Below are 20400 nucleotides of genomic sequence, written 5' to 3'. Positions count from 1 at the left end.
TCGTAGTCGACCTCTTCGACCTTTTCGCCGCGAGGAATCGTGGCGTTGGTCTCCCCGTCGGTGACGTAGGGGCCAAAGCGGCCATCTTTCACCTTGATCGCCTTGCCGCTGGTGGGATCGGCCTCAAACTCGGCAATGGAGGAAGCGCCCTGACGGGCTCCGTACTTGGGCTGAGCGAACTTCTCGAGGGCTCCGGCCAGGTCGATGCCGAAGATCTGGCTCTCGTTATCGAGCGAACGCGTGTCGGTTCCCTTTTTCAGGTACGCCCCAAAGCGACCGTTTTGCGCCAAAATCATGTCGCCGGTCTCGGGGTCGGCACCCACCTCGCGCGGAAGATTCAACAGGCTGAGAGCGGTTTCAAAATCAACGGTGGAAGGATCCATCGATTTGAACAACGAAGCCGTGCGCTCCTTGGGGGGCGCAACCTTGGCCTTCTTTTTCGGAGCCTTGGGCTCGATGACCTCTCCGGTCACGGGATCAACGGTGGTGTTCGCCGCTGCCAATTCCTTGGCGGCCAGAGCTTCCGTCTTCTCGGCCTCCGCGGCTGCGGCCGCGAGTTCCAGATCGACCTCGGTGACATAGGGGCCGAAGCGACCGTCCTTGGCCACGACCTGCTTGCCGTTATCGGGATTGATTCCCAGCACGCGGTCACCGGCAACGGGAGCCGCGGCAAGTTCGCGGGCGCGGGCTTCGGTCAGTTCATCCGGCGCCATGCCCTCGGGCAGGTAAATCTTGCGCTTGGGTTCTTCTTCATCGGCGCCGGGCTCATCAATCTCGAGGTACGCGTTGGTGGGCCAGATGCGCAGGGTGATGTCATCGGCAATGACCACCGAGTTCAGGCTCTGCTTGTCGCTGGTGATGAGGTTTTCGGCCGTGGCCAGAAGTCCGCGTTGTTCGCCGGCCCCAAAGTAGAAATCTTTCAGCCACTCGCCGCGGTCGGCCATGCCGTTCGCGATGCGGTCGAGGTCGTCTTCCATGGCGGCTGTGAAGTCGTAGGAGACGAGGTCGGCGAAGCTTTCTTCCATCAAACGAACGACGACGAATGCAATCCAGCTCGGCACGAGGGCCTTGCCCTTGGAGGTCACATAACCGCGGTCCATAATCGTCGAAATGGTCGAGGCATAGGTCGATGGGCGACCGATACCCAGCTCTTCGAGCTTTTTAACAATGGATGCCTCGGTGTATCGAGCGGGAGGCGTCGTGTCGTGACCCTTGGCGGTGACCTCTGCCAAAACCAGCACCTGCCCCTCGGTCATCTGAGGAAGCTTGGCGTCATCTTGGGTGTCTTGGGCGTTGCGCTCCACCGCAATTTCTTCCTCGTAGGCGTTCATGAAACCGCGGAACGTGATGACAGTTCCACTCGCCGTGAACTCGGCCGTGTCGAAACCATCGGCCTCGGCCGCGATGGTGACGGTGGCGGTCTGGCCTTTGGCATCTGCCATCTGGGAGGCGACGGTGCGCTTCCAGATGAGCTCGTAGAGTTTCAGTTCTTCGCCGCGCAACACGGTGGAGAGTTCGGCCGGCGTCTTGAACGTTTCGCCGGCGGGGCGAATTGCCTCGTGGGCTTCCTGAGCGCTCTTGTTCTTGCCGGAGTAGAGGCGGGGAGCATCCGGAACCTGATCGGCACCATACATGGAGACAGCCTGCGAGCGCGCCGCGTTCATGGCCTGGGCCGAGAGCGAAGGCGAGTCGGTTCGCATATAGGTAATGTGACCGTTTTCATACAGACGCTGAGCGACGCTCATGGTCTGACGGGAGGAGAAGCCGAGCTTGTTGACACCCTCTTGTTGCAGTGTGGAAGTCGTAAACGGCGCCGCAGGGCGCTTCGAGTAGGGCTTCGTTTCAAGCTTCGTAACCGTGCAGCTGGCGGAAGGCAACCGCATGGCATCGGTCAAGCTGCGGGCCTCGGTTTCACTGAGAGCGCGGGCTCTGGCGGCCAGGGTTCCGTTGTCATCGAAGTCGCGGCCGGAGGCGATGGGCGTTCCCCCGATGCGCATGAGCTTGGCGGTGAACTGACTGCCGGCGTCGGACGCGGCCCCAGAACCCGCGGAAGTTTCTAAGACGGCGGTGAGGTCCCAGTAGCTGGCTGAGGTAAAGGCCATGCGCTCACGTTCGCGCTCCACGACCAGGCGGGTGGTAACGGATTGCACGCGACCAGCCGACAGACCCTTGCCCACCATGCGCCACAGCACGGGAGAAACCTCGAAACCGACCAGGCGGTCCAAAATACGGCGGGTCTCCTGCGCATCGACCAGGGCTCGGTCCAGCTCACGCGTGTTTTGGCGCGCAGCCTCGATGGCGTCTTTGGTGATTTCGTGAAAGACCATGCGGTGCACGGGAACTTTGGGCTTCAATACCTCGAGCAGGTGCCACGCGATGGCCTCGCCTTCGCGGTCCTCATCCGTTGCGAGGTAGAGCTCGTCGGCATTCTTCAGGGCTTTTTTCAGCTCAGCAACGGTGCGCTTGCTGTTCTCACTCACCACGTAATAGGCGTCGAATCCCTTATCGACGTTGACCGCAAACTTGCCGTACGGGCCCTTCTTCATGTCGACCGGAAGCTCTTTGGGGGTCGGGATGTCGCGGATATGGCCGACAGATGCCAACACTTCATAGTCGTCCCCGAGGTACTTACCAATGGTCTTGGCTTTCGCTGGTGACTCGACGATGACGAGCTTCTTAGTGGTGGACAAGCGTTCCTCCGAAAAATTGTGACTAACGAAAAGTCACACTACAACGCAAAACTGCCCGAGCGTGCCTCACGTCGCCGAGGATGGACCAGCGCGGGCTCTGGCAACGAGTTCGAAAGGACCATAGTTCGTCGCCACAGCGACGCGGGAAATCAGGCCGTCAATTCGGCATTCGAGAACGCGAAAGCCCGCACGCGAGACCAGTGATTCCGCTAGCACACAGGGATTTCCGGCCTGTCGCCCGGACGCAACGTCGGCCGCGGCGAGCGCTGCGAGGTCGGCTGAACCCTGCACCCGCTGCTGCATCACGAACCCACCTAAAAGCGGTATCAAAAAAAATGTCAGAATCAGAAAACTTGCGCCAATTCCAAGGGCAAGCATCGCGCCCGAACCACGATCGTCAAGGATCACTCCCCAAGCGCGGCACTTTCTCATGTTTTTCGATCCTTCACGGTTCGATGGGCGCGCAGGCTGTTTCTTCCAGGAGCACACCGAGTTCTATCCACGAGCCCAGGCGCAGCGGCATGGCGAGTGTGACGCAGCGCTCCCCCAGAGTGGCGTCGCTACGTTCCGTCCCCGACGCGGTGGCGGCGGGTTGTCGCCGTGCCACCGATGCCTGCACCGCGTCCCACGATTCACCACGGGCCCATGCCCGGGCCGACTCGACGGCCAGGGACGTGAGAACCGTGTGAGTGCTGACAGCACCCACGGCGCTCAAGCAAAGAGCCAGCACCCCGACCACGGCCGGAAGGGCCACGGCGAACTCCGCGGTGATGGCGCCGTCGTCACCGCGCGGGTTAGCCCGCGAACGTGAGCGCACGCCGCACGAGGTCCGTCAAGATGGTGCGCACCTCGTCGCCGCGCAAGATGACAACGAGCATGCCGGCGAAGCCGACTGCCGCCATGGTGGCAATGGCGTACTCCGCCGTGGCCGAGCCGGTGTCGTCACGCAGTTTTTTGCCAATCATTCGGGACATTGCAATCACAGTCTTCATGGGGATTCCTTTCGGTCGGTTGAGGTTGTCTGGCTCCAGCCTGCCGTTACAACAGTCGGCCAACCCAGGTGTCGGCAACCTGGTGCAGTGGCTCTAGATGCCAAGGCTTGTGGAGGAGAGCACGGAAACGATGAGAGGCACCACTCCGAGAAGAACGAACGCTGGCAAGACGCACAATCCCAGAGGCAGGAGGAGTTGCACTCCCAGGCGTTGAGCCCCAGCCTGGCCCGCGGCCCGGGCCTCATATCGTTGACGTTCGGCCTCCGCTCGCAAAAGCTCCGCCGCCGGCACGCCCGCATCCTCGGCGAGGGCAAGGATGCGCTCAATCGATGCGGTTTCCCCCGCATCCAACGCCTCCCCCAGCTCCGTTTTCACGAGGGCTACCGCTCGTTCCAGCGACGCGCCGCCACCGAGAGCCATCGCCGTGAGCTCGGCCCGAAACCCCGCATTCCAGGACAGCGGGGTGGCACGAATCGTCAGGCGTGCACTCCACTGTGCACCGCTATATATAAGGAGCGCCGAAAAAAGAATGCATCCCCACCCCAGCGGCCGAAACAGGAGGAACGCGAAGGAATTGAAGCCGAGCACGGCCCCGAGCCCGAGCGCCGCGAAGGGGAGATACAGGATGAGCTTGCTCGCCGATTGAGGGCCCACGAGGGCAGCCTGAATATCCCGAACCACCCCGGCCCCTTCGCGGAGTGCTGTGGCAAGGCGCCGCATGCTCTGCGCCATCGGCGCGCCGACCGTGGTCGCCACCGCCCATCCGGAAGCAAAGCTGCGCCATGATGGTTCCGACCGCGCCGCTACATCGGCCATACTCACGCCCAGATACGTCCAGACCCGGTCGGGAGACAGCCCCGCACTCATCAAAACTGCCGCGGACTGCGCTAGGCGTGCTACTTCGTCATACTCCGAGATCATCGACCGCGCTGAGCGTTCCCGCATGTGAAATCACCAACCGTCCCATGCTCGCGATGCGTCGCACACCGTCGACTTTCTCCAGATGGATAACGACCTCGATAGCGGATACCGCCTGCCGCGTGAGCGCCGCTACGCTCAGTCCTGCCAGCGCCCCGAGAGCCTCAAGCCGCGCGGGGACATCCGCTAGGGAATTTGCGTGGATTGTTCCGGCACCCCCGGCATGACCGGTATTTAGTGCCATTAATAACGAGGCGATCTCGGCACCGCGACACTCCCCGACAATGAGGCGATCCGGGCGCATCCGCAGTGCCTCGCGGATCAGGGTCGACACGTCGATCCCTCCGATCCCCTCGAGGTTGGGCTGGCGGGCTTCCAAGCTGACGATGTGGGGATGGGCGACCTGCAGTTCCGAGAGGTCCTCAACGATCACGATGCGTTCGGTGTGCAACACTTCCCCCAGCATCGCGGCCAGGAGCGTGGTCTTTCCCGTGCCGCTTGCTCCTGAAATGAGAACATTGCGACGATCCGCCACAACCGACAGCAGTTTCTGGATCTCCGAACCCGTAAAACCACCGTCGGCCTCGAGATCCGCCAGCGACAAAGGTGCCTGACGCGGGATGCGCAGCGAGATCGATGTCCCCGTTCGCGACACAGGAGCGAGCACGGCGTGGGCCCGAATCCCCCGAGCCAACCGCACATCCACACACGGATGCGCCTCGTCGATGTGGCGTCCGCCAGCTGAAATCAGGCTGCGGGCAAGGGCACGAACCTGGTCCTCGGTGCATTTCCACTCACCGGCACGCTCAAAGCCATTTCCCCGATCACACCACAGCCCACTGGAGCCGTTGATGACGATGTCCGTGATGAGCGGGTCTCGGAGATAATCCTCAAGTTGCGTCAGCATGACTGAACGCTAGGCTCCCTCCCGTCGCTTCACGACAAGGAAGCTCATTTCCCCTCATCCGGTGTACCCCGTTTGACCCTGTGGAGGAGATGTCCTGCCAGTAAAAACTCGAGAACCGAATGAGGAAGGCGACACCAATCGGGGGGAACGGTGCCGCCTTCGCATCGCATAATTGGGGGTAATTAGCGGCGACGCTGGACAGAAACAAAGCTCTGAACGACATCAAGTCTACGACATAAAATGGATTCCGTTGATTCCGCGTTGTCCCCCAGACCGGATATTCGCTGACGGAGTAATGTTTTAAGTGGCTTCCTGCGACGAGAGCCTCCAACCCCCAACGACGTGAGGTTTCCTATGAGCGAGCAAATCGATAACCTGCTGCACGAAGTCCGCCGCTTTCCCCCAAGCGCTGAGTTCGTTGCGAACGCCGTCGCCCAGCCTGAAATCTATGCCGAGGCCAAGGCGGACCGCCTCGCCTTCTGGGCCACCCAGGCCCGCGAGCTCCTGCACTGGCACAAGCCCTTCACCCGCACGCTTGACTGGAGTGAAGCTCCCGTCGCCAAGTGGTTTGACGACGGAGAACTCAACGTCGCCTACAACTGTCTCGACCGCCACGTGCTCGCTGGCAACGGTGACCGCGTCGCCCTCTACTGGGAGGGTGAACCCGGCGACACTGCCACCTTCACCTATGCCGAGTTGACCGCCGAGGTCAAGCGCGCCGCCAACGTACTGATCAAACATGGCATCGAATCCGGCGACCGCGTCGCCATCTACATGCCCATGATCCCCGAGGCTGTCATCGCAATGCTGGCCATCGCCCGCGTGGGTGCTGTGCACTCCGTTGTCTTTGGCGGATTTAGTGCCGATAGCCTGCGCAGTCGCATTGATGACGCACAGGCCAAGATTGTCGTCACCGCCGATGGCGGCTGGCGCAAGGGAAAGGTCTTCCCGCTCAAACCCACCGTCGATGCAGCCCTAGCCGCCGATCCTACGGGCACTGGCGCCCCCAGTACGGTTGAGCACGTCCTTGTCGTCAAGCGCGGCGACAACGATGTCACGTGGAAAGCCGGCCGCGACCTGTGGTGGCACGAGGAACTTGCCAGCGTCGATGCCGAGCACGTAGCCCTCGGGTTTCCTGCAGAGCATCCTCTTTTCATCCTGTACACCAGCGGTACTACAGGAAGACCCAAAGGTATTTTGCATACCAGTGGCGGCTACCTGACCCAGAGCGCATTTACGCACAAGAACGTCTTTGACCTGCATCCAGAATCGGATGTCTATTGGTGCACCGCCGACGTCGGCTGGATCACCGGCCACACCTACGTGGTCTACGCGCCGCTGGCCAATGGCGCCACGCAGCTCCTCTTCGAAGGCACCCCCGACAGCCCTCACCCCGGCCGCTGGTGGGAACTGATCGAGAAGTACAAGGTCACCATCTTGTACACGGCTCCCACCGCGATCCGTTCGTTCATGAAACTCGGACGACAAATTCCCGAGAAGTTCGACCTCTCCAGCATCCGCGTGCTGGGATCGGTGGGCGAGCCCATCAACCCTGAGGCTTGGATTTGGTACCACGACGTTATCGGTGGCGGCAAGGCACCCATCCTGGACACCTGGTGGCAGACCGAGACCGGCGCCATTATGGTTGCGGCTCTCCCCGGCATCTCGACGCTGAAGCCCGGAAGCGCGCAGGTACCCATTCCCGGAATCGACCTGGAGATCATCGACGAACACGGTGTCATTCAGCCCCACAACTCCGGCGGTCTTCTCGTTATTGCCGAGCCCTGGCCCTCCATGCTGCGCGGAATCTGGGGTGACCCCGAGCGCTTCAAGGAAACCTATTGGGAGAAGTTCGGCGCCAAATACTTCGCCGGCGATGGTGCCCGCTACGACCACGACGGTGACGTCTGGCTCCTGGGCCGCGTCGATGACGTGATGAACGTCTCGGGACACCGTCTCTCCACTGCCGAGATCGAGTCCTCGCTGGTGTCGAACCAGATGGTGGCCGAATCTGCCGTCGTGGGTGCCGCCGACGAGACCACCGGTCAGTCCGTGGTGGCCTTCGTCATTTTGAAGTCCAGCCATATCGGTGACATGAGCGAAGCGGATGCCGTGGCCCTGTTGCGCAAACACGTCTCCGATCAGATCGGTGCGATTGCACGCCCGTCCCGCATCTACATCGTGGCGGAGTTGCCCAAGACGCGCTCGGGCAAAATCATGAGACGCCTGCTTCAGGATGTGGCAGAGGGCCGCGAAATTGGCGACACGCAAACCCTCACCGACACCACCGTGTTGCAGACGATTTCGGCGCAGGTGCGCGGCGACTAAGCCTTCGCGGAAACCTGCCGGTGCACGTCGGCCATGTCGAGTCCCTTCACCGCGGTGATGAGCTCCTCGAGGCCGGCGGGCGGGAGCGCTCCCGGCTGCGAGAAGACGAGAACCTTTTCACGAAAGACCATCAGGGTAGGGATCGACCGAATGCTCGCCGCCGACGCCAGCTCCTGCTGCGCCTCGGTATCGACTTTGCCGAAAACGATTCCGTCATACTTCTCCGATGCCGCCTCGTACGTTGGTGCGAACGAGCGGCAGGGGCCACACCATCCGGCCCAAAAATCGACGAACACAATGTCGCTGGTCGTGATGGTGTGGTCAAAGTTTTCTTGAGTGAGTTCTACGGAAGCCATGCCTTAAGTTTATACCCCCCAGGGTATTAACGCATCATTCTTGCCATTCCCCGCGGGCCATGACAGGCTGAGAGCATGACCTCCTACGGACCCGAAATCCCCTCCAGCTTCTATCTGTGGAACGGCGGCATCATCGCGGCGATCATCATCCTTGCCGTCTGGAGCGCTATCTGGAAGGGTTTCGCCCTCTACCGCGCCGGCTCCAACCACAGCCCCGCGTGGTTCGTGATCCTCATGATTTTCAATACCGTCGGAATCCTCGAGATCCTCTACTTATTCGTCTTCGGCAAGAAGAAGGCAACCGTCGAGGCACCCGTTTACCAAACGCCGGCAACCTAAGCCTTCAGCTTGCCGATCCCTGGCACGAAGCGACCAACACGGGCGGCATAAAGGGCATATTCCGGATGCACAACACTCAGCATCCGTTCTTCCCATCGTGATTTCAGACTGAGCAACACCACCAGCGCGGCGAAAACCAAAAGGTGCCAAATACTCCCTCCTCGAAGCGCGAGACCGAACCCGGCGGCGAGAAGTCCCGAGTAAATCGGATGCCGCACGAGTGCATACAGCCCATTGGTGCGAAGCGGAGCCCCCTCCTTCGGCACGGGCGTTGCCGTGGCCGCTTTGCCGAGCCCCACCAAGGCGAATAGCACAACCATGACACCCCCGAGCATGAGAACCAGCGCCAGAATGGCGAGCCACTCGGGGTAGGGCCACACGTTTCCGGTAGGTAAAACGACCAAGCCAATCAACAGCGCAAACTGGAGGGCGACGAGCAGGTTTCCTTTGGTTTTGTCGCGAGATTTGTCTTTCATTGTGCTTCTTTTCCCAGATCTTTGCGATCCTTGCGATCCTTGCGATCCTTGCGATCCTTGATGTGACCCAGAATGACCATCCGGAGTCCCACGGCCAGCAGGAAGATTCCGAAGAGGATTCCCGACAGCACCGGCGGGACAAGGAACGCCAGCGATACCCCACCGAGCGAGGCGAGAACGGCGGCAACCCCCACGATCAGACCATCGGAGAGACGCACGAGTCCGGCGCGCAGATTGGGGATGGAGCCAGAGAGAGCGGCCGGAACCATCGCCAGGAGGGAGGTGCCCTTGGCAATCAAGTCGCTCACACCAAACAAGCCCATCAGTGCCGGAACAACGATGATGCCGCCTCCGATCCCGAACAGCCCGGACGACACTCCCATGACCAGTCCCAGCGCGACGAGCGCAAGGCTGGTGCCGATGTCGAGGGTGAGCGATGTTCCGCGAACGGGCACGACGAGTATGAGTCGGGCGGCTGCCAAGAGCATCACCACGAAGAACATCCAGCGCAGCAACGTCAAGGGAAGTTTACGCAGGAGAATGGCCCCCGCGGGCGCCCCTGCAATGCCGCCAATAGCAATGAGTCCGGCGGCGGCAAAATTGATCTGCCCGCCTGCGGCATAGCCGATGGCACCGATGAGAGCGGTGGGCACAATGGCCACGAGCGAGGTGGCGGACGCCCGACGTTGATCCATGCCGGCAAGCGCCATCAGGAGCGGCACCATAACAATGCCGCCGCCCACGCCAAACATTCCCGACAGAAAGCCGCCGACGGCGCCGGCAATGATCAGAGCAAACACGGCTGGCATACAAATCTCTCGAGTTAGGGGGCGCCGATCACGGTGCGATCAACCACAAAATGGGCAAAGCTCCCATAGCTAGTGTGGCAAAGCCCAGCAGAATGCGCGACCACAACGGACTCTTCCACTCCCCTAAAAGTTTTTCATCGCGGGCCAACCACCAGATAACCGCCATCAAGATGGGCGCCGCCAGGCCATTGGTGACCGCCGCGATGAACAGAAATTGGATCGGGTTGACGCCCACAAAGTTCAACGCCAACCCCAGCAAAATAGACAGCAAGATGATCGCGTAAAAAGCACGAGCTTGGCTCGGGCGCTTCTCCAGCGACTCCCGCCAGCCGAAGGTTTCGGCGATGGCGTAAGCGCTGGCCCCCGCGAGCACGGGAACGGCCAACATTCCCGTGCCCACAATGCCGAGGAGGAACAGTAACCCGGCGTACTGACCTGCGATGGGAGTGAGCGCTTGGGCCGCTTGTTCGGCCGTTTGGACATCCGTTATGCCATTTTTATTCAAGGTCGCGGCAGCCGTAATCATGATGGCGGCCATGATGAAAACACCCGTCAGCATGCCCGCAAAGACGTCACCGCGCATGGCTTTGATGTGATCGCTGGTAGGAGATTCGATCGTGTCAGCCGCGCGCTCCTCGACCTCTTCGGCCGACTGCCAGAAGAACAGGTACGGAGAAATGGTGGTGCCGGCGATGCCGATGAGGAGTGCAATGTCGAGACGCCCCCAGTTCATGGTGGGCAACAAAAGACTCGAGGCCACCTGACCCCAGTCGACGTGGGCCACGAACATCACGGCCACGTAGGCGAGCAGCGACAGGCACAGCCAGCGCAGAATTTTGGCATAACGGTGATACGGAATAAACACCTCAGCCAGCAAGATAAGCGCCGCGAACCCGAGAACGCCCGCCACTTGAGGAACGGGAACGAGCAGCTGAAGCGCCGCGGCCATGGAGCCAAGGTCGGCCGCGATGTTGACGGTGTTGGCGATGGCAACCAGCGCTACGCACAGGTAGAGAACGGGCTTGGGCAGGCGTTCGCGGATGACGCCGGCGAGCCCCTTCCCTGTCACCAGAGCAATGCGAGCGCAGGCTTCCTGAACCGCGAAGGCGAGGGGCAAGAGGAGAGGAGCAGTCCACAGGAGACGGTTTCCGGCGGCGGCACCGACTTGGGAATAGGTGCCAATCCCCGACGGATCATCGTCAGCGGCACCGGTGACAATGCCCGGTCCGAGGCGGCGAAAATACCCAATCCCTTGAATCTTGGCGCGCGCGGGATGGTGCCGATTCGACCTCATATTCCCACCTTTCCACGTGCCGCCCTTAGCCTAACGAAATCGACCTTAGTAGAGCTGTACATTAGACCAATGACGTCACCTCGCACCCGTTGGTTTGGCCTGCTCTTCATCAGCCTCGCCGTCTCGCTCATCATCGTTGACTCCACGATTGTCAACGTGTCGATTCCGTCGATCATTGAGGATCTCGGTATCTCCAGCACACAGGTGCAGTGGGTTCAGGAGTCCTACACGCTCGTCTTCGCGGCCCTGCTTCTGGTGTTCGGGGCACTCTCGGATCGCTTCGGGCGCCGCCGCCTGCTCATCATCGGGATGGTCATCTTCGTCATCGCTTCAGTGTTCGCCGGGCTCGCTCAGGATGGCAGCCTCCTCATCGGAGCCCGCGTTCTTCAAGGCTTCGGTGGGGCCATGATTCTCCCTACCACGCTCTCGCTGGTGAACGCCAACTTCCGGGGCAAAGAACGAGGGATCGCGTTCGCCATCTGGGGTTCCACCATCGGCGGAATGGTGGCCGTCGGGCCCCTTCTCGGCGGCTGGCTTACCACAGACTTCTCGTGGCGCTGGGCGTTCGGCATCAACATTCCGCTCGGGATCATCATCATCATCGGAGCCCTTCTCACGGTCGTAGAGTCCAAGGAATCCGGTAATCTTCGCCGCATCGACTGGGTGGGCGCGCTGCTGTCAATCGTGGCAATGGGGTCGCTCGTGTACGGCCTCATTGAGGGTCGCACCTACGGTTGGTGGTTGGTCAACAAGCCGTTCATCATTGGTGACTGGAAGTGGTCGTTAGGCGTCTCCGTCACCCCGTTCCTTTTTGTCATTTTTGCGCTGGCGACAACCGCGTTCATCCTGTGGGGACGATCGCGCATCGCCTCCGGCAAATCCACGTTGATTGCGTTCCATCTCTTCAGCATCGCCTCCTTCCGTAATGGAAACGTGGCTGCCATGGTCATCTCTCTTGGTGAGTTCGGCATCATTTTGTCGCTGCCCCTATGGTTGCAGTTTGTCGTGGGCTACGACGCCCTCCAAACCGGCTTCGTCATTTTGGCGCTCGCGATCGGTGCCTTCATGGCCAGCGGACTCGTCGGCGGCTTGGGTAGCAGAGTCTCCCCCGTACGCCTGGTGCAACTCGGAATTCTTCTCGAAATCGCCGGTGTGGCCGGGGTTGGCTTCTCGATCAGCCCGACTTCCACGTGGGTCAACGTCGTTCCCTGGCTCTTCGTCTACGGTCTCGGCGTGGGCCTCGCCACCGCGCAGCTCACCAATGTCATCTTGAAGGATGTCCCCATCCAGGAATCCGGTCAGGCCTCCGGCACGCAGAGCACGTCGCGCCAGCTCGGCTCGGCTCTGGGTATCGCCATTCTCGGAACGATCCTGTTCACCTCGGCTCAGATCCAACTCACGAATTCATTAACGGATGCCGGCATGCCCACGGCCCAAGTATCCTCGACCGTCGCTACCGTCGTCGACAGCGCCGGCGGCGCCATCGTCGGCTTCGCCGCTGACCCCGCGACCCGCCCCATCGCCGACTACGCCAAGCAAGCAGTCTCTGACGGCACCCGCAACGGCGCCTTCGCTGCAGCGGGCTTCCTCGTGCTCGGCTTCCTCTCCACCCTCTCCCTCGGGCGCAGCCACAAGGACGAGGACGAGCACGCGCCGACCGCTGAGGTCAAGCCCGCTGCGAGCTAGACAGCGGTGAGGCGCAACCCCGACGCACTGTCAAAAACGTGAAGGTGCTCGACTACGGGCTGCACGAAAACGGTGTCGCCGCGCATCGGGTGAAGGCGGCCATCGACGCGCACGACAATCGGAATCTCTTCGCCAGCAACAGTGGCGTGAGCGTAGAGATAGCCGTCGGCGCCGAGTTCTTCGACAACATCAACGTGAAGCTCGAGGCCCCTTCCATCGGTGTCGACGACAAGATCTTCGGGACGGATGCCGACAAATACGTCGCCGTTCACGATCTTCATGATCTGCGCGTCAACCGGGGCTGTCATGTTGCCAAACTCAAGGCCACCAGCATGGACTTTCGCCGGGAAAATATTCATTGCCGGGGAGCCAATGAACCCGGCCACAAATTTGTTGGCGGGGCACTCATACAGATCGCGAGGGGTTCCGACCTGCTGGATGAGACCATCCTTTAGCACGGCAATGCGGTCTCCCATGGTGAGAGCCTCGGTCTGGTCGTGCGTGACATACACGGTGGTCACCCCGAGACGACGCTGAAGCGACGCAATCTGCGTGCGAGTCTGCACGCGCAGTTGGGCATCCAAGTTGGAAAGCGGCTCATCCATGAGGAACACTTGGGGCTTGCGCACGATGGCGCGACCCATGGCAACGCGCTGACGCTGACCACCGGAGAGGGCCTTGGGCTTGCGGTCAAGGTAGGGCTCGAGGTCGAGCAGCTTGGCGGCATCGAGCACGCGAGCGGCACGCTCCTCTTTGCTCACGCCAGCGATCTTGAGCGCGAAGCCCATGTTCTCCGCCACCGTCATGTGAGGGTAGAGCGCATAGTTCTGGAAGACCATCGCAATGTCACGGTCCTTGGGCGGAATGTTGGTGACATCACGATCACCAATCAGGATGCGACCACCGTTAACCTCTTCGAGGCCGGCGAGCATGCGCAACGTGGTGGACTTTCCGCAACCGGAAGGGCCGACGAGAACAAGAAATTCTCCGTCTTTCACTTCGAGGCTGATGGCGTCGACAGCCGGCTTATCAGTGCCGGGGTAGAGGCGGGTGGCGCTTTCGAAAGTTACAGTAGCCATGAAAAATAACGCTCCTTCACCGGCAGGAACGTGCCGGACGATCCTTAGTGAATGGAATGAGACATCCGTCAATGGATGTCACAACGTGAGTCTTGCACATACTTTGGGTCTCGAGACACCCCTAAAACGTGATGAGTGAGTGAGGGCTAGTGCTTCTCGGGAACCGGGGCGTTCCCCGACGCGGCGAGCGCCTCTGTGTAGGCACGGGCCTCATCCTGGCGATCCTGCTCCACCCCGGTCGCGATGTCGGCACGCAGGTGCTCGGGACCGTAACCGAAGGTGTCGACGAGGTCCTGGGCATGGGGGCGGAGGCGCTCGATGAGGCGATCGACGTAGGCGGTGATGGCCGACGCGCGTTGCCTCGAGAGGCGCCCGTTGATGAGGTACCAGGCGAGGTTTTCTTCGATGAGGTGCAGGCCGAAGAGGTCGCGCAGCCACGTCATGACGTGGAGGGTCGGGGCATCCGTTATGCCGGCAAGACCATCGGTGAACGCTTCCCATTGGAGGAGCTGTCCGTGGGCGGTGGCCGCCTCGATGAGGTTGGACTGCTGCGCGTTGAAGGTCTCTTCCGTGGTGCCGTTCTTTTTGGCCGCACGAAGTTCCGCGCCAATGCTCGCCACGAGCGACTCGACGCGATCGGTGAGCAGCTCCCGCTGCGAGTCCGCATCGCGCACCTGCGTGACAGCGCGAGCCGTGGAACCACGGTCGTGCACGCGTTGACCTAGACGGCGCAGCCCGGAGGCGCTGACCGCATTGCCCGCTACTTGGTCGATGACGAGGCGCGCCATAGTGCTGGCGTCGGCTGAGGAGAACTTCTTACTCAGGTCAGTGAGAAGACGCTTGGCAACCAGTTGCAAGAGCACAGTGTTGTCGCCCTCAAAGGTGACATACACATCGAGATCGGCACGCAGGCCCGTGAGACGGTTTTCAGCCAAGAAGCCCTGACCGCCCGTTGCCTCCCGCGACTCCTGCAGGGTGTGCAGCGCATGCCACGTGGAGAGTGGCTTCAGCGCAGCGGCCAAGGTTTCGAGGTCTTGCCGGCTGGCATCCGTGTCATCGACACCACTGAACACGGCATCAAACTTCTCGAGCAACACCTCATGCGCAAACGTCTGCGCGTAGGTCGTCGCAATAAGAGGTATGAGACGGCGCTGGTGGCGCTGGTAATCGAGCAACACCTTCTCTTCGCCGCTGGGCCCCGAGAACTGCCGGCGCTGGTTGCCGTAGGTCACCGCAATCTGCAGAGCAACCTTCGACGCGTTGACACTGGCCCCATCGAGCGAGACGCGACCCTGCACGAGCGTGCCGAGCATCGTGAAGAAGCGACGCCCAGGGCTCTTAATATCGGAGGTGTACGTCCCGTCCTCGGCAACGTTTCCGTAGCGATTAAGCAGGTTGGTACGCGGGATGCGCACGTGATCGAAATGCAAACGCCCGTTGTCGATACCGTTCAGGCCGCCCTTGAGCCCGTCATCCTCACCGCCGATTCCGGCAAAGAACTCCCCCGCCTCATCGCGCAGCGGCACATAGAAGGCATGCACGCCATGGCTGATGCCGGCAGTGATCAGCTGGGCAAACACGACGGCAGCTTTGCCGTGCACCGCGGCATTGCCGAGGTAGTCCTTCCACGCTCCACGGAATGGGGTGTTGATGACAAATTCCTGCGTGACGGCATCGTAGGTGGCCGTTGTGCCGATCGAGGCAACGTCGGAGCCGTGACCGGTTTCGGTCATGGCGTACACGCCCGGGGTGGCCAGAGACAGGGCATCCGGAAGCCATGCGGCATGATGCTCGACCGTGCCCAAGTGCTGAATGGCGGATGCGAACAGCCCCCACTGCACGCCCGACTTAATCTGCATGGAGGGGTCAGCGACGACCAACTCTTCGAACGCGGCGAGGTGTCCGCCGTGATCGCTCAGGCCGCCAAAAGCGGGCGGGAAGGCACGATGAACCTGACCGTGCTCGACCAGAAGCTTCAATTGGCCCATCACGCGCTCGCGGTGATCCACTTTCGAAAGACCCGGCACATCCTGCATTTCGGGGCGACCAGACAGTGCGCGCGACTCGAGGCGAACATCCGCCCAACGCCCCATGATGTAACGCCCGAGCCATGCGGTATCGATGCTTGAATCGACAAACGACCCGCTCTTCTCGATCCCTGCAATTTCGATCTTCTCGACAGTAATCGTCATGGTCGTCCTCTTCCCTTGCAGCCAAATGTCCACTAGTCATCTGAGCGTATGTAACGAAACACACAAAGCGCTTCGTTGGTTGCCTACAACGGTTCCGGATGCCCCTCTCCCACCTTTGTGGGCAATGCACAGCAGTTCCCAGCACGCGCCTAGGCTGGAGGGATGTTGACCGTCATCCTAGGATTCTCCGGCGCCGTCGTCTTTGGCTCCGCAGACTTCCTCGGCGGTCTCGCCTCCAAGCGCCTCGGCTCGATGAAGGTGACGGCCCTGGCGGGGTTCGTCGGATTCTTGACCTTACTGCTCGCCTCCGTTTGGATTCCCGGAACCATGGATTCGGGGGCAATTTTTTGGGGCGTGCTGTCGGGCGTCAGCGGATCGGTCGCCATCATGCTGCTGTATGCGAGCCTCGCCATCGGGCCGATGAGCATCCTGTCGCCGCTGGGCGCCCTCGTTTCCGCGGTCGTTCCCGTGGCGTGGGCGGGCATTCGCGGTGAAGTACTCGGCCCCTTGGGTTACGTGGCGATTGCCATCGGATTCGTGGCCATCGTGTTGGTCGGATTCGTTCCGGACAAAATGGCGGTTCGCCCCAGCCTGCGCGGCCTCGCCATGGCCGCCGGTGCTGGAATCTTCATTGGCTTCTTTATCATTTGCATTGACCAGGTCAACCCCGATACCGGTCTCATCCCGCTCCTGGCTAACCGGGCCACGAGCTTCACCATCATGACGATGGCGATCGGCGTGATGGCCGCGCTCCATTGGACGCACCGTCGCGGCCTTTTGGGTCAGGGACGAATGGGGCGCGACGGGCCGGCCCGCGCGGACATTGCAGTAGGTGAAGCTGCTGTCGGCAAACCCGGTGCCACCAACCTCCGCTTCAATAACCTGCGTATCGGCCTGCTGCTCGCGATCGCATGTGGTGTCGTGGATGCCATCGGCAACGCCCTGCTTCTCTTCGGAATCCACATCGGAGATCTGAGCGTTATGTCGGTGCTGACGGCCATGTATCCGATTGGCACGATCATCTTGGCCGGCGTTATTCTCAAGGAACGCATCACGCCTCTGCAGCTCGTTGGCCTTGCCCTGGCCATCAGTGCCGCCGCATTGCTCGCTCTCAGCTAAACGTAGAATGGCTCTCATGAGAATCGCGGTCTGCCAAGTTTCTGCCCGTGTCGGTGAGCGCGCCAAGAATGGTGAGCGTCTTGAAGCTGTCATTCGCGAGGCGGCTAGTGGCGGAATTGAGGCCGCAGGCTCGGGCGGAGCCAATGTCATCGTTATCCCCGAACTTGCCAACACGGGCTACTCGTTCACCAGCCGCGAGGAGCTGGAAGAATTCGCCGAAATTGCGGAGCTCGCCGAAAGCTCCACGCTGACCGCCTGGCACCAGCTCGCGCGTGAGCTGGACATTGTTCTGGTCGGTGGATTTGCCGAGCGCGGGCTTGACGGGGACTTTTATAATTCATCCGCCATCGTGGATGCCACCGGGGTGCGCGCCGTGTACCGCAAGGCACACTTATGGGATGCCGAGAAGTTGATCTTCGCCCAGGGCAATGACCTACCGCCGGTGGTCGACACAGCGTTTGGCCGCATCGGTCTGATGATTTGTTACGACATCGAATTCCCCGAGTGGGTGCGCGAAGTCAGCCTGCGCGGGGCCGATCTCCTGTGCTGCCCCGTCAACTGGCCGCGAGCACTGCACCCCGCGAGTGAAAAACCATCGGAAGTGATCAAGGTTCAGGCACTGGCATCCATGAACCGCATCTTCATCGCCATCGCCGATCGAGCCCTGGCAGACCGTGGTCAAGAGTGGTCGGGGGCCAGCATCATCGTCGATCCCGACGGCTTCCCCCTTACGACGCTCGCGCCGGGCTCCGATAACATTTTTTACGCGGATGTTGACCTCACCCTCGCCCGCGACAAAGACATCAACGCCCACAACAACGTGCTGGCTGATCGCCGAACCGACCTGTACCAGCACATCGAGGGTTTGGTTTAACTCCTAGCTACTCACGAGCTGTTGCGCTCGTTGATGAGAAACTTTTAGCGCGCGACCGATTTCACGAACCGTCATTCCCGACGATTTCAAGAGGCGCGCTGCAATGCGGGATTCTTCTGCGGACTGGCTCCGGGCGATGGCAGCCTGCTCACGCAGCCGCTGGGCTTCCGCAAGGTGCCCAACGACCTCTGCGGGAAGTTGGATCTCAATGTGAATGTCAAAGGATGCCTCCAAAACATCGTTCATGCCAGCGATGAAGTCACGGCTCATTTCATCGACTTCATTGAGCGTGCGTGCCTGCGTTCCACCCTCAATTCCAGGAACCTGAATGAGCCAGAACTTGCCGTCGCGCTGAACATTTACGTCCCATGTTTTTCGACTCATCTTGGGTTCCTCTCTATTTATTAATGGCGGCGAGACATTGTTTGAGAATCACCTTGCAGAGATTTTCACCAATTTCACCGTGGCGAGGAACCATGACAACGACTCCATTTATAGCGAACTTGTCGTGCTTCGCGCCGCCGAGAAACTCAAAGCTAGCGTTGCCGGCTTTTGCCAGCTCAGCCATTCGGTTCTCTAAATCTCGCTTCTTCATGGTAACCGCCTAGTGAACCCTAGGCAACTCTGTCTAGAGTGGAATAGACTTTTTTCGCACAATGCGTGCCTTTCGCTCGACTTTGTCGAGTCTCCCACTGACCACTGACATTGACCGTCGTGAATGCAGTGAGCGCAGCGCCCTCAACCGAAACGTGGGGCGCGACCGTCCGCGGCAGACTAGCCGTTACTCGACCTGCTCAGCAGCGCCTTGGTCTTGGGATGACTGGGGTTCGTAAAGAGTGTCTCGGGGTCACCCGACTCGACGATGACGCCCTCGTCCATGACCACAATTCGGTCGGCGATCTCGCGGGCGAACTGCATCTCGTGCGTCACGATAACCATCGTTGTGCCACTGTGGGCGATCTTCTTAATGACCGCAAGCACCTCGCCCACGAGCTCAGGGTCGAGCGCCGACGTTGGTTCGTCGAACAGCATGACACTGGGGTCCATGGCGAGAGCTCGGGCAATGGCAACGCGTTGCTTTTGGCCGCCCGAGAGCTTTGAGGGGTACGTGTCAACTTTGTCGCCCAAGCCCACCATCTCGAGGGCAGGGATGGCTCGCTCGCGCGCCTGATCATGCGTCATGTGCTTGACCGCGCAAAGCGGTGCGACCACGTTGTTGAGGGCTGTCTTGTTGAGAAACAGGTTGAAGTGCTGGAAGACCATGCCGATGCTGGCCCGCTTGGCGGCCAAGGCTCGGGGCCGTTCGTCGACAAGGTCACCGTTCTTCTCCACAAAGCCAACCAACTCGCCATTGACCCAGATGCGCCCAGCGTCAATGCGTTCGAGCCGGTTGATGCATCGAAGCAGCGTGCTCTTTCCCGAGCCGCTCGAACCAAGGATCACGATGGTTTCGCCCGAGACTATGTCGAGGTCTACGCCTTTGAGAACTTCGACCGCGGTGTGAACCTTCTTGGTGCCCCGAAGACGCTGCCAGAGACTAGGTGACGTCGATAGGTGGAAGGTCTTGTGAACATCCTGAATGGAAATTGCCACCGAGTTACTCATGTGAACGCGCCTTCTTTTCGAGAATAACCACAAGGCGAGAAAGCGGGAGGCTAATCGAGAGATAGAGAATTGCCGCCGCCGTGTAGATCTCTGTGGTTTGAAATGTCTGACTGTTGATGCTGTTGGCTGTTTTCAAAATTTCCATGACCGCAATGACCGACGTGAGCGCCGTGTCTTTCACCATGGCGATGAAGTAGTTACCCAGGGGGCCGAGCGACACTGTGAAGGACTGGGGAATAACGATGCGCCACAGGGCCTTCACCGGCGTGTAGCCGAGGGAGAGTGCCGCCTCTGTCTGTCCCGATTCCACCGAAAGAATGGATGTTCGGAAGACTTCGGACAGGTACGCCGCGTAGTTCAGGCCCAGGCCCAAAATTCCAGCGGGGATGGGATCAATCGAAATGCCAATGGAGGGCAAGACGAAGTAGATGTAGACGAGCTGCACCAGCAGCGGGGTTCCGCGAAAGACTTCGACGTAAACAATCGCGATGCCGCGCACGATCCTATTACCCGACAACCGCGCCAATGCCAGAACCAGGCCACCGACCAGGGCCAGAATCATGGCACCGACGGCAAGCTGCAGCACGACGGGTGTCGCTCCGAGCAGCGCCGGGAAAACGCTCAATACTCCGTTGATGAAGTCCATTTGTACTTCCAATGTTTATGTCAAATAGCTCCACCACCGACGGATCTGCATTGGTGGTGGAGCTATCTGGGTGGTGCGGGGAAACTACTT

At 60.6% G+C, this 20400-nt stretch carries 21 protein-coding genes; 5 read left to right on the top strand and 16 right to left on the bottom strand.

Annotation, left to right across the window (positions count from 1 at the left end):
* The 6 genes from topA to FB555_RS10840 all read right to left on the bottom strand — a co-directional run.
* Positions 1-2690, bottom strand: a 2690-nt coding sequence (gene topA, locus FB555_RS10865) for a type I DNA topoisomerase (protein WP_182485494.1), incomplete at its 3' end; no start/stop codon positions are given.
* A gap of 66 nt (positions 2691-2756) precedes the next feature.
* Positions 2757-3122, bottom strand: a complete 366-nt coding sequence (locus tag FB555_RS10860; RefSeq protein WP_182485493.1) for an Rv3654c family TadE-like protein — start codon at positions 3120-3122, stop codon at positions 2757-2759.
* 13 nt (positions 3123-3135) lie between these two features.
* Positions 3136-3507, bottom strand: a complete 372-nt coding sequence (locus FB555_RS10855) for a TadE family type IV pilus minor pilin (protein WP_182485492.1) — start codon at positions 3505-3507, stop codon at positions 3136-3138.
* Positions 3485-3682, bottom strand: a complete 198-nt coding sequence (locus FB555_RS10850; protein WP_182485491.1) for a DUF4244 domain-containing protein — start codon at positions 3680-3682, stop codon at positions 3485-3487. Before FB555_RS10850 ends, FB555_RS10855 begins: the two co-directional genes overlap by 23 nt.
* A gap of 93 nt (positions 3683-3775) precedes the next feature.
* The gene (locus FB555_RS10845) at positions 3776-4627 is read right to left on the bottom strand and encodes a type II secretion system F family protein (RefSeq protein WP_182485490.1); all 852 of its coding nucleotides are present in this window, start codon (positions 4625-4627) and stop codon (positions 3776-3778) included.
* On the bottom strand, positions 4587-5507 hold the full coding sequence (locus FB555_RS10840) for a TadA family conjugal transfer-associated ATPase (protein ID WP_182485489.1): 921 nt from the start codon (positions 5505-5507) through the stop codon (positions 4587-4589). Before FB555_RS10840 ends, FB555_RS10845 begins: the two co-directional genes overlap by 41 nt.
* A gap of 354 nt (positions 5508-5861) precedes the next feature.
* Between FB555_RS10840 and acs the strand changes: the two genes are divergently transcribed.
* A complete protein-coding gene (gene acs, locus FB555_RS10835; protein WP_182485488.1) occupies positions 5862-7835 on the top strand; it encodes an acetate--CoA ligase in 1974 nt (657 codons plus the stop codon).
* On the opposite strand, the gene FB555_RS10830 is transcribed toward acs, so the two are convergent.
* Positions 7832-8191 (bottom strand): thioredoxin family protein, encoded by a 360-nt coding sequence (locus FB555_RS10830; protein ID WP_182485487.1) that lies wholly within the window; start codon positions 8189-8191, stop codon positions 7832-7834. The two genes, acs and FB555_RS10830, sit on opposite strands and share 4 nt — an antisense overlap.
* A 75-nt stretch (positions 8192-8266) precedes the next feature.
* On the opposite strand from FB555_RS10830, the gene FB555_RS10825 reads away from it, so the two are divergent.
* On the top strand, positions 8267-8530 hold the full coding sequence (locus FB555_RS10825; RefSeq protein WP_220475986.1) for a DUF5652 family protein: 264 nt from the start codon (positions 8267-8269) through the stop codon (positions 8528-8530).
* Here the strand turns inward: FB555_RS10825 and FB555_RS10820 are convergent.
* From FB555_RS10820 to FB555_RS10810, 3 genes are read right to left on the bottom strand one after another with little or no spacing between them, the layout of a single operon-like run.
* The gene (locus FB555_RS10820) at positions 8527-9006 is read right to left on the bottom strand and encodes a methyltransferase family protein (protein WP_182485486.1); all 480 of its coding nucleotides are present in this window, start codon (positions 9004-9006) and stop codon (positions 8527-8529) included. The two genes, FB555_RS10825 and FB555_RS10820, sit on opposite strands and share 4 nt — an antisense overlap.
* A complete protein-coding gene (locus FB555_RS10815; RefSeq protein ID WP_182485485.1) occupies positions 9003-9815 on the bottom strand; it encodes a sulfite exporter TauE/SafE family protein in 813 nt (270 codons plus the stop codon). The genes FB555_RS10820 and FB555_RS10815 overlap by 4 nt, the downstream gene beginning before the upstream one ends.
* A gap of 28 nt (positions 9816-9843) precedes the next feature.
* On the bottom strand, positions 9844-11109 hold the full coding sequence (locus tag FB555_RS10810; RefSeq protein ID WP_182485484.1) for an NRAMP family divalent metal transporter: 1266 nt from the start codon (positions 11107-11109) through the stop codon (positions 9844-9846).
* Between the two features lie 69 nt (positions 11110-11178).
* Here FB555_RS10810 and FB555_RS10805 point away from each other — a divergent pair, with 69 nt between their 5' ends.
* Positions 11179-12795 (top strand): DHA2 family efflux MFS transporter permease subunit, encoded by a 1617-nt coding sequence (locus FB555_RS10805; RefSeq protein ID WP_182485483.1) that lies wholly within the window; start codon positions 11179-11181, stop codon positions 12793-12795.
* Here FB555_RS10805 and FB555_RS10800 read toward each other — a convergent pair.
* Together FB555_RS10800 and FB555_RS10795 are read right to left on the bottom strand one after the other, a co-directional pair.
* Positions 12792-13874, bottom strand: coding sequence for an ABC transporter ATP-binding protein (locus FB555_RS10800; RefSeq protein ID WP_182485482.1), 1083 nt, complete (start codon positions 13872-13874; stop codon positions 12792-12794). The genes FB555_RS10805 and FB555_RS10800 overlap by 4 nt on opposite strands.
* 146 nt (positions 13875-14020) lie before the next feature.
* Complete coding sequence (locus FB555_RS10795) at positions 14021-16066, bottom strand: acyl-CoA dehydrogenase family protein (protein ID WP_182485481.1); 2046 nt, start codon at positions 16064-16066, stop codon at positions 14021-14023.
* Positions 16067-16228: 162 nt separating this feature from the next.
* On the opposite strand from FB555_RS10795, the gene FB555_RS10790 reads away from it, so the two are divergent.
* Positions 16229-17185, top strand: coding sequence for an EamA family transporter (locus FB555_RS10790; RefSeq protein WP_182485034.1), 957 nt, complete (start codon positions 16229-16231; stop codon positions 17183-17185).
* Between the two features lie 16 nt (positions 17186-17201).
* Positions 17202-18059 carry a nitrilase-related carbon-nitrogen hydrolase gene (locus FB555_RS10785; RefSeq protein WP_220475925.1) on the top strand — a complete coding sequence of 286 codons (858 nt, stop codon included), beginning with the start codon at positions 17202-17204 and terminating at the stop codon, positions 18057-18059.
* Positions 18060-18062: 3 nt separating this feature from the next.
* On the opposite strand, the gene FB555_RS10780 is transcribed toward FB555_RS10785, so the two are convergent.
* The 4 genes from FB555_RS10780 to FB555_RS10765 all read right to left on the bottom strand — a co-directional run bounded on the left by FB555_RS10780 (position 18063) and on the right by FB555_RS10765 (position 20310).
* Positions 18063-18443: a hypothetical protein gene (locus tag FB555_RS10780; protein WP_182485036.1), complete on the bottom strand. Its 381-nt coding sequence runs from the start codon at positions 18441-18443 to the stop codon at positions 18063-18065.
* Positions 18444-18456: 13 nt separating this feature from the next.
* Entirely contained in the window at positions 18457-18654 is a 198-nt protein-coding gene (locus FB555_RS10775) for a hypothetical protein (RefSeq protein WP_182485037.1), read from the bottom strand.
* Between the two features lie 179 nt (positions 18655-18833).
* The gene (locus FB555_RS10770) at positions 18834-19664 is read right to left on the bottom strand and encodes an amino acid ABC transporter ATP-binding protein (protein WP_182485038.1); all 831 of its coding nucleotides are present in this window, start codon (positions 19662-19664) and stop codon (positions 18834-18836) included.
* Positions 19657-20310 carry an amino acid ABC transporter permease gene (locus FB555_RS10765; protein ID WP_182485039.1) on the bottom strand — a complete coding sequence of 218 codons (654 nt, stop codon included), beginning with the start codon at positions 20308-20310 and terminating at the stop codon, positions 19657-19659. Before FB555_RS10765 ends, FB555_RS10770 begins: the two co-directional genes overlap by 8 nt.
* Positions 20311-20400 lie beyond the last annotated feature (90 nt).

It is taken from the genome of Alpinimonas psychrophila, from assembly GCF_014137865.1.
Classification (GTDB): domain Bacteria; phylum Actinomycetota; class Actinomycetes; order Actinomycetales; family Microbacteriaceae; genus Alpinimonas; species Alpinimonas psychrophila.
This window is presented reverse-complemented; position numbering and strand designations above follow the sequence as displayed.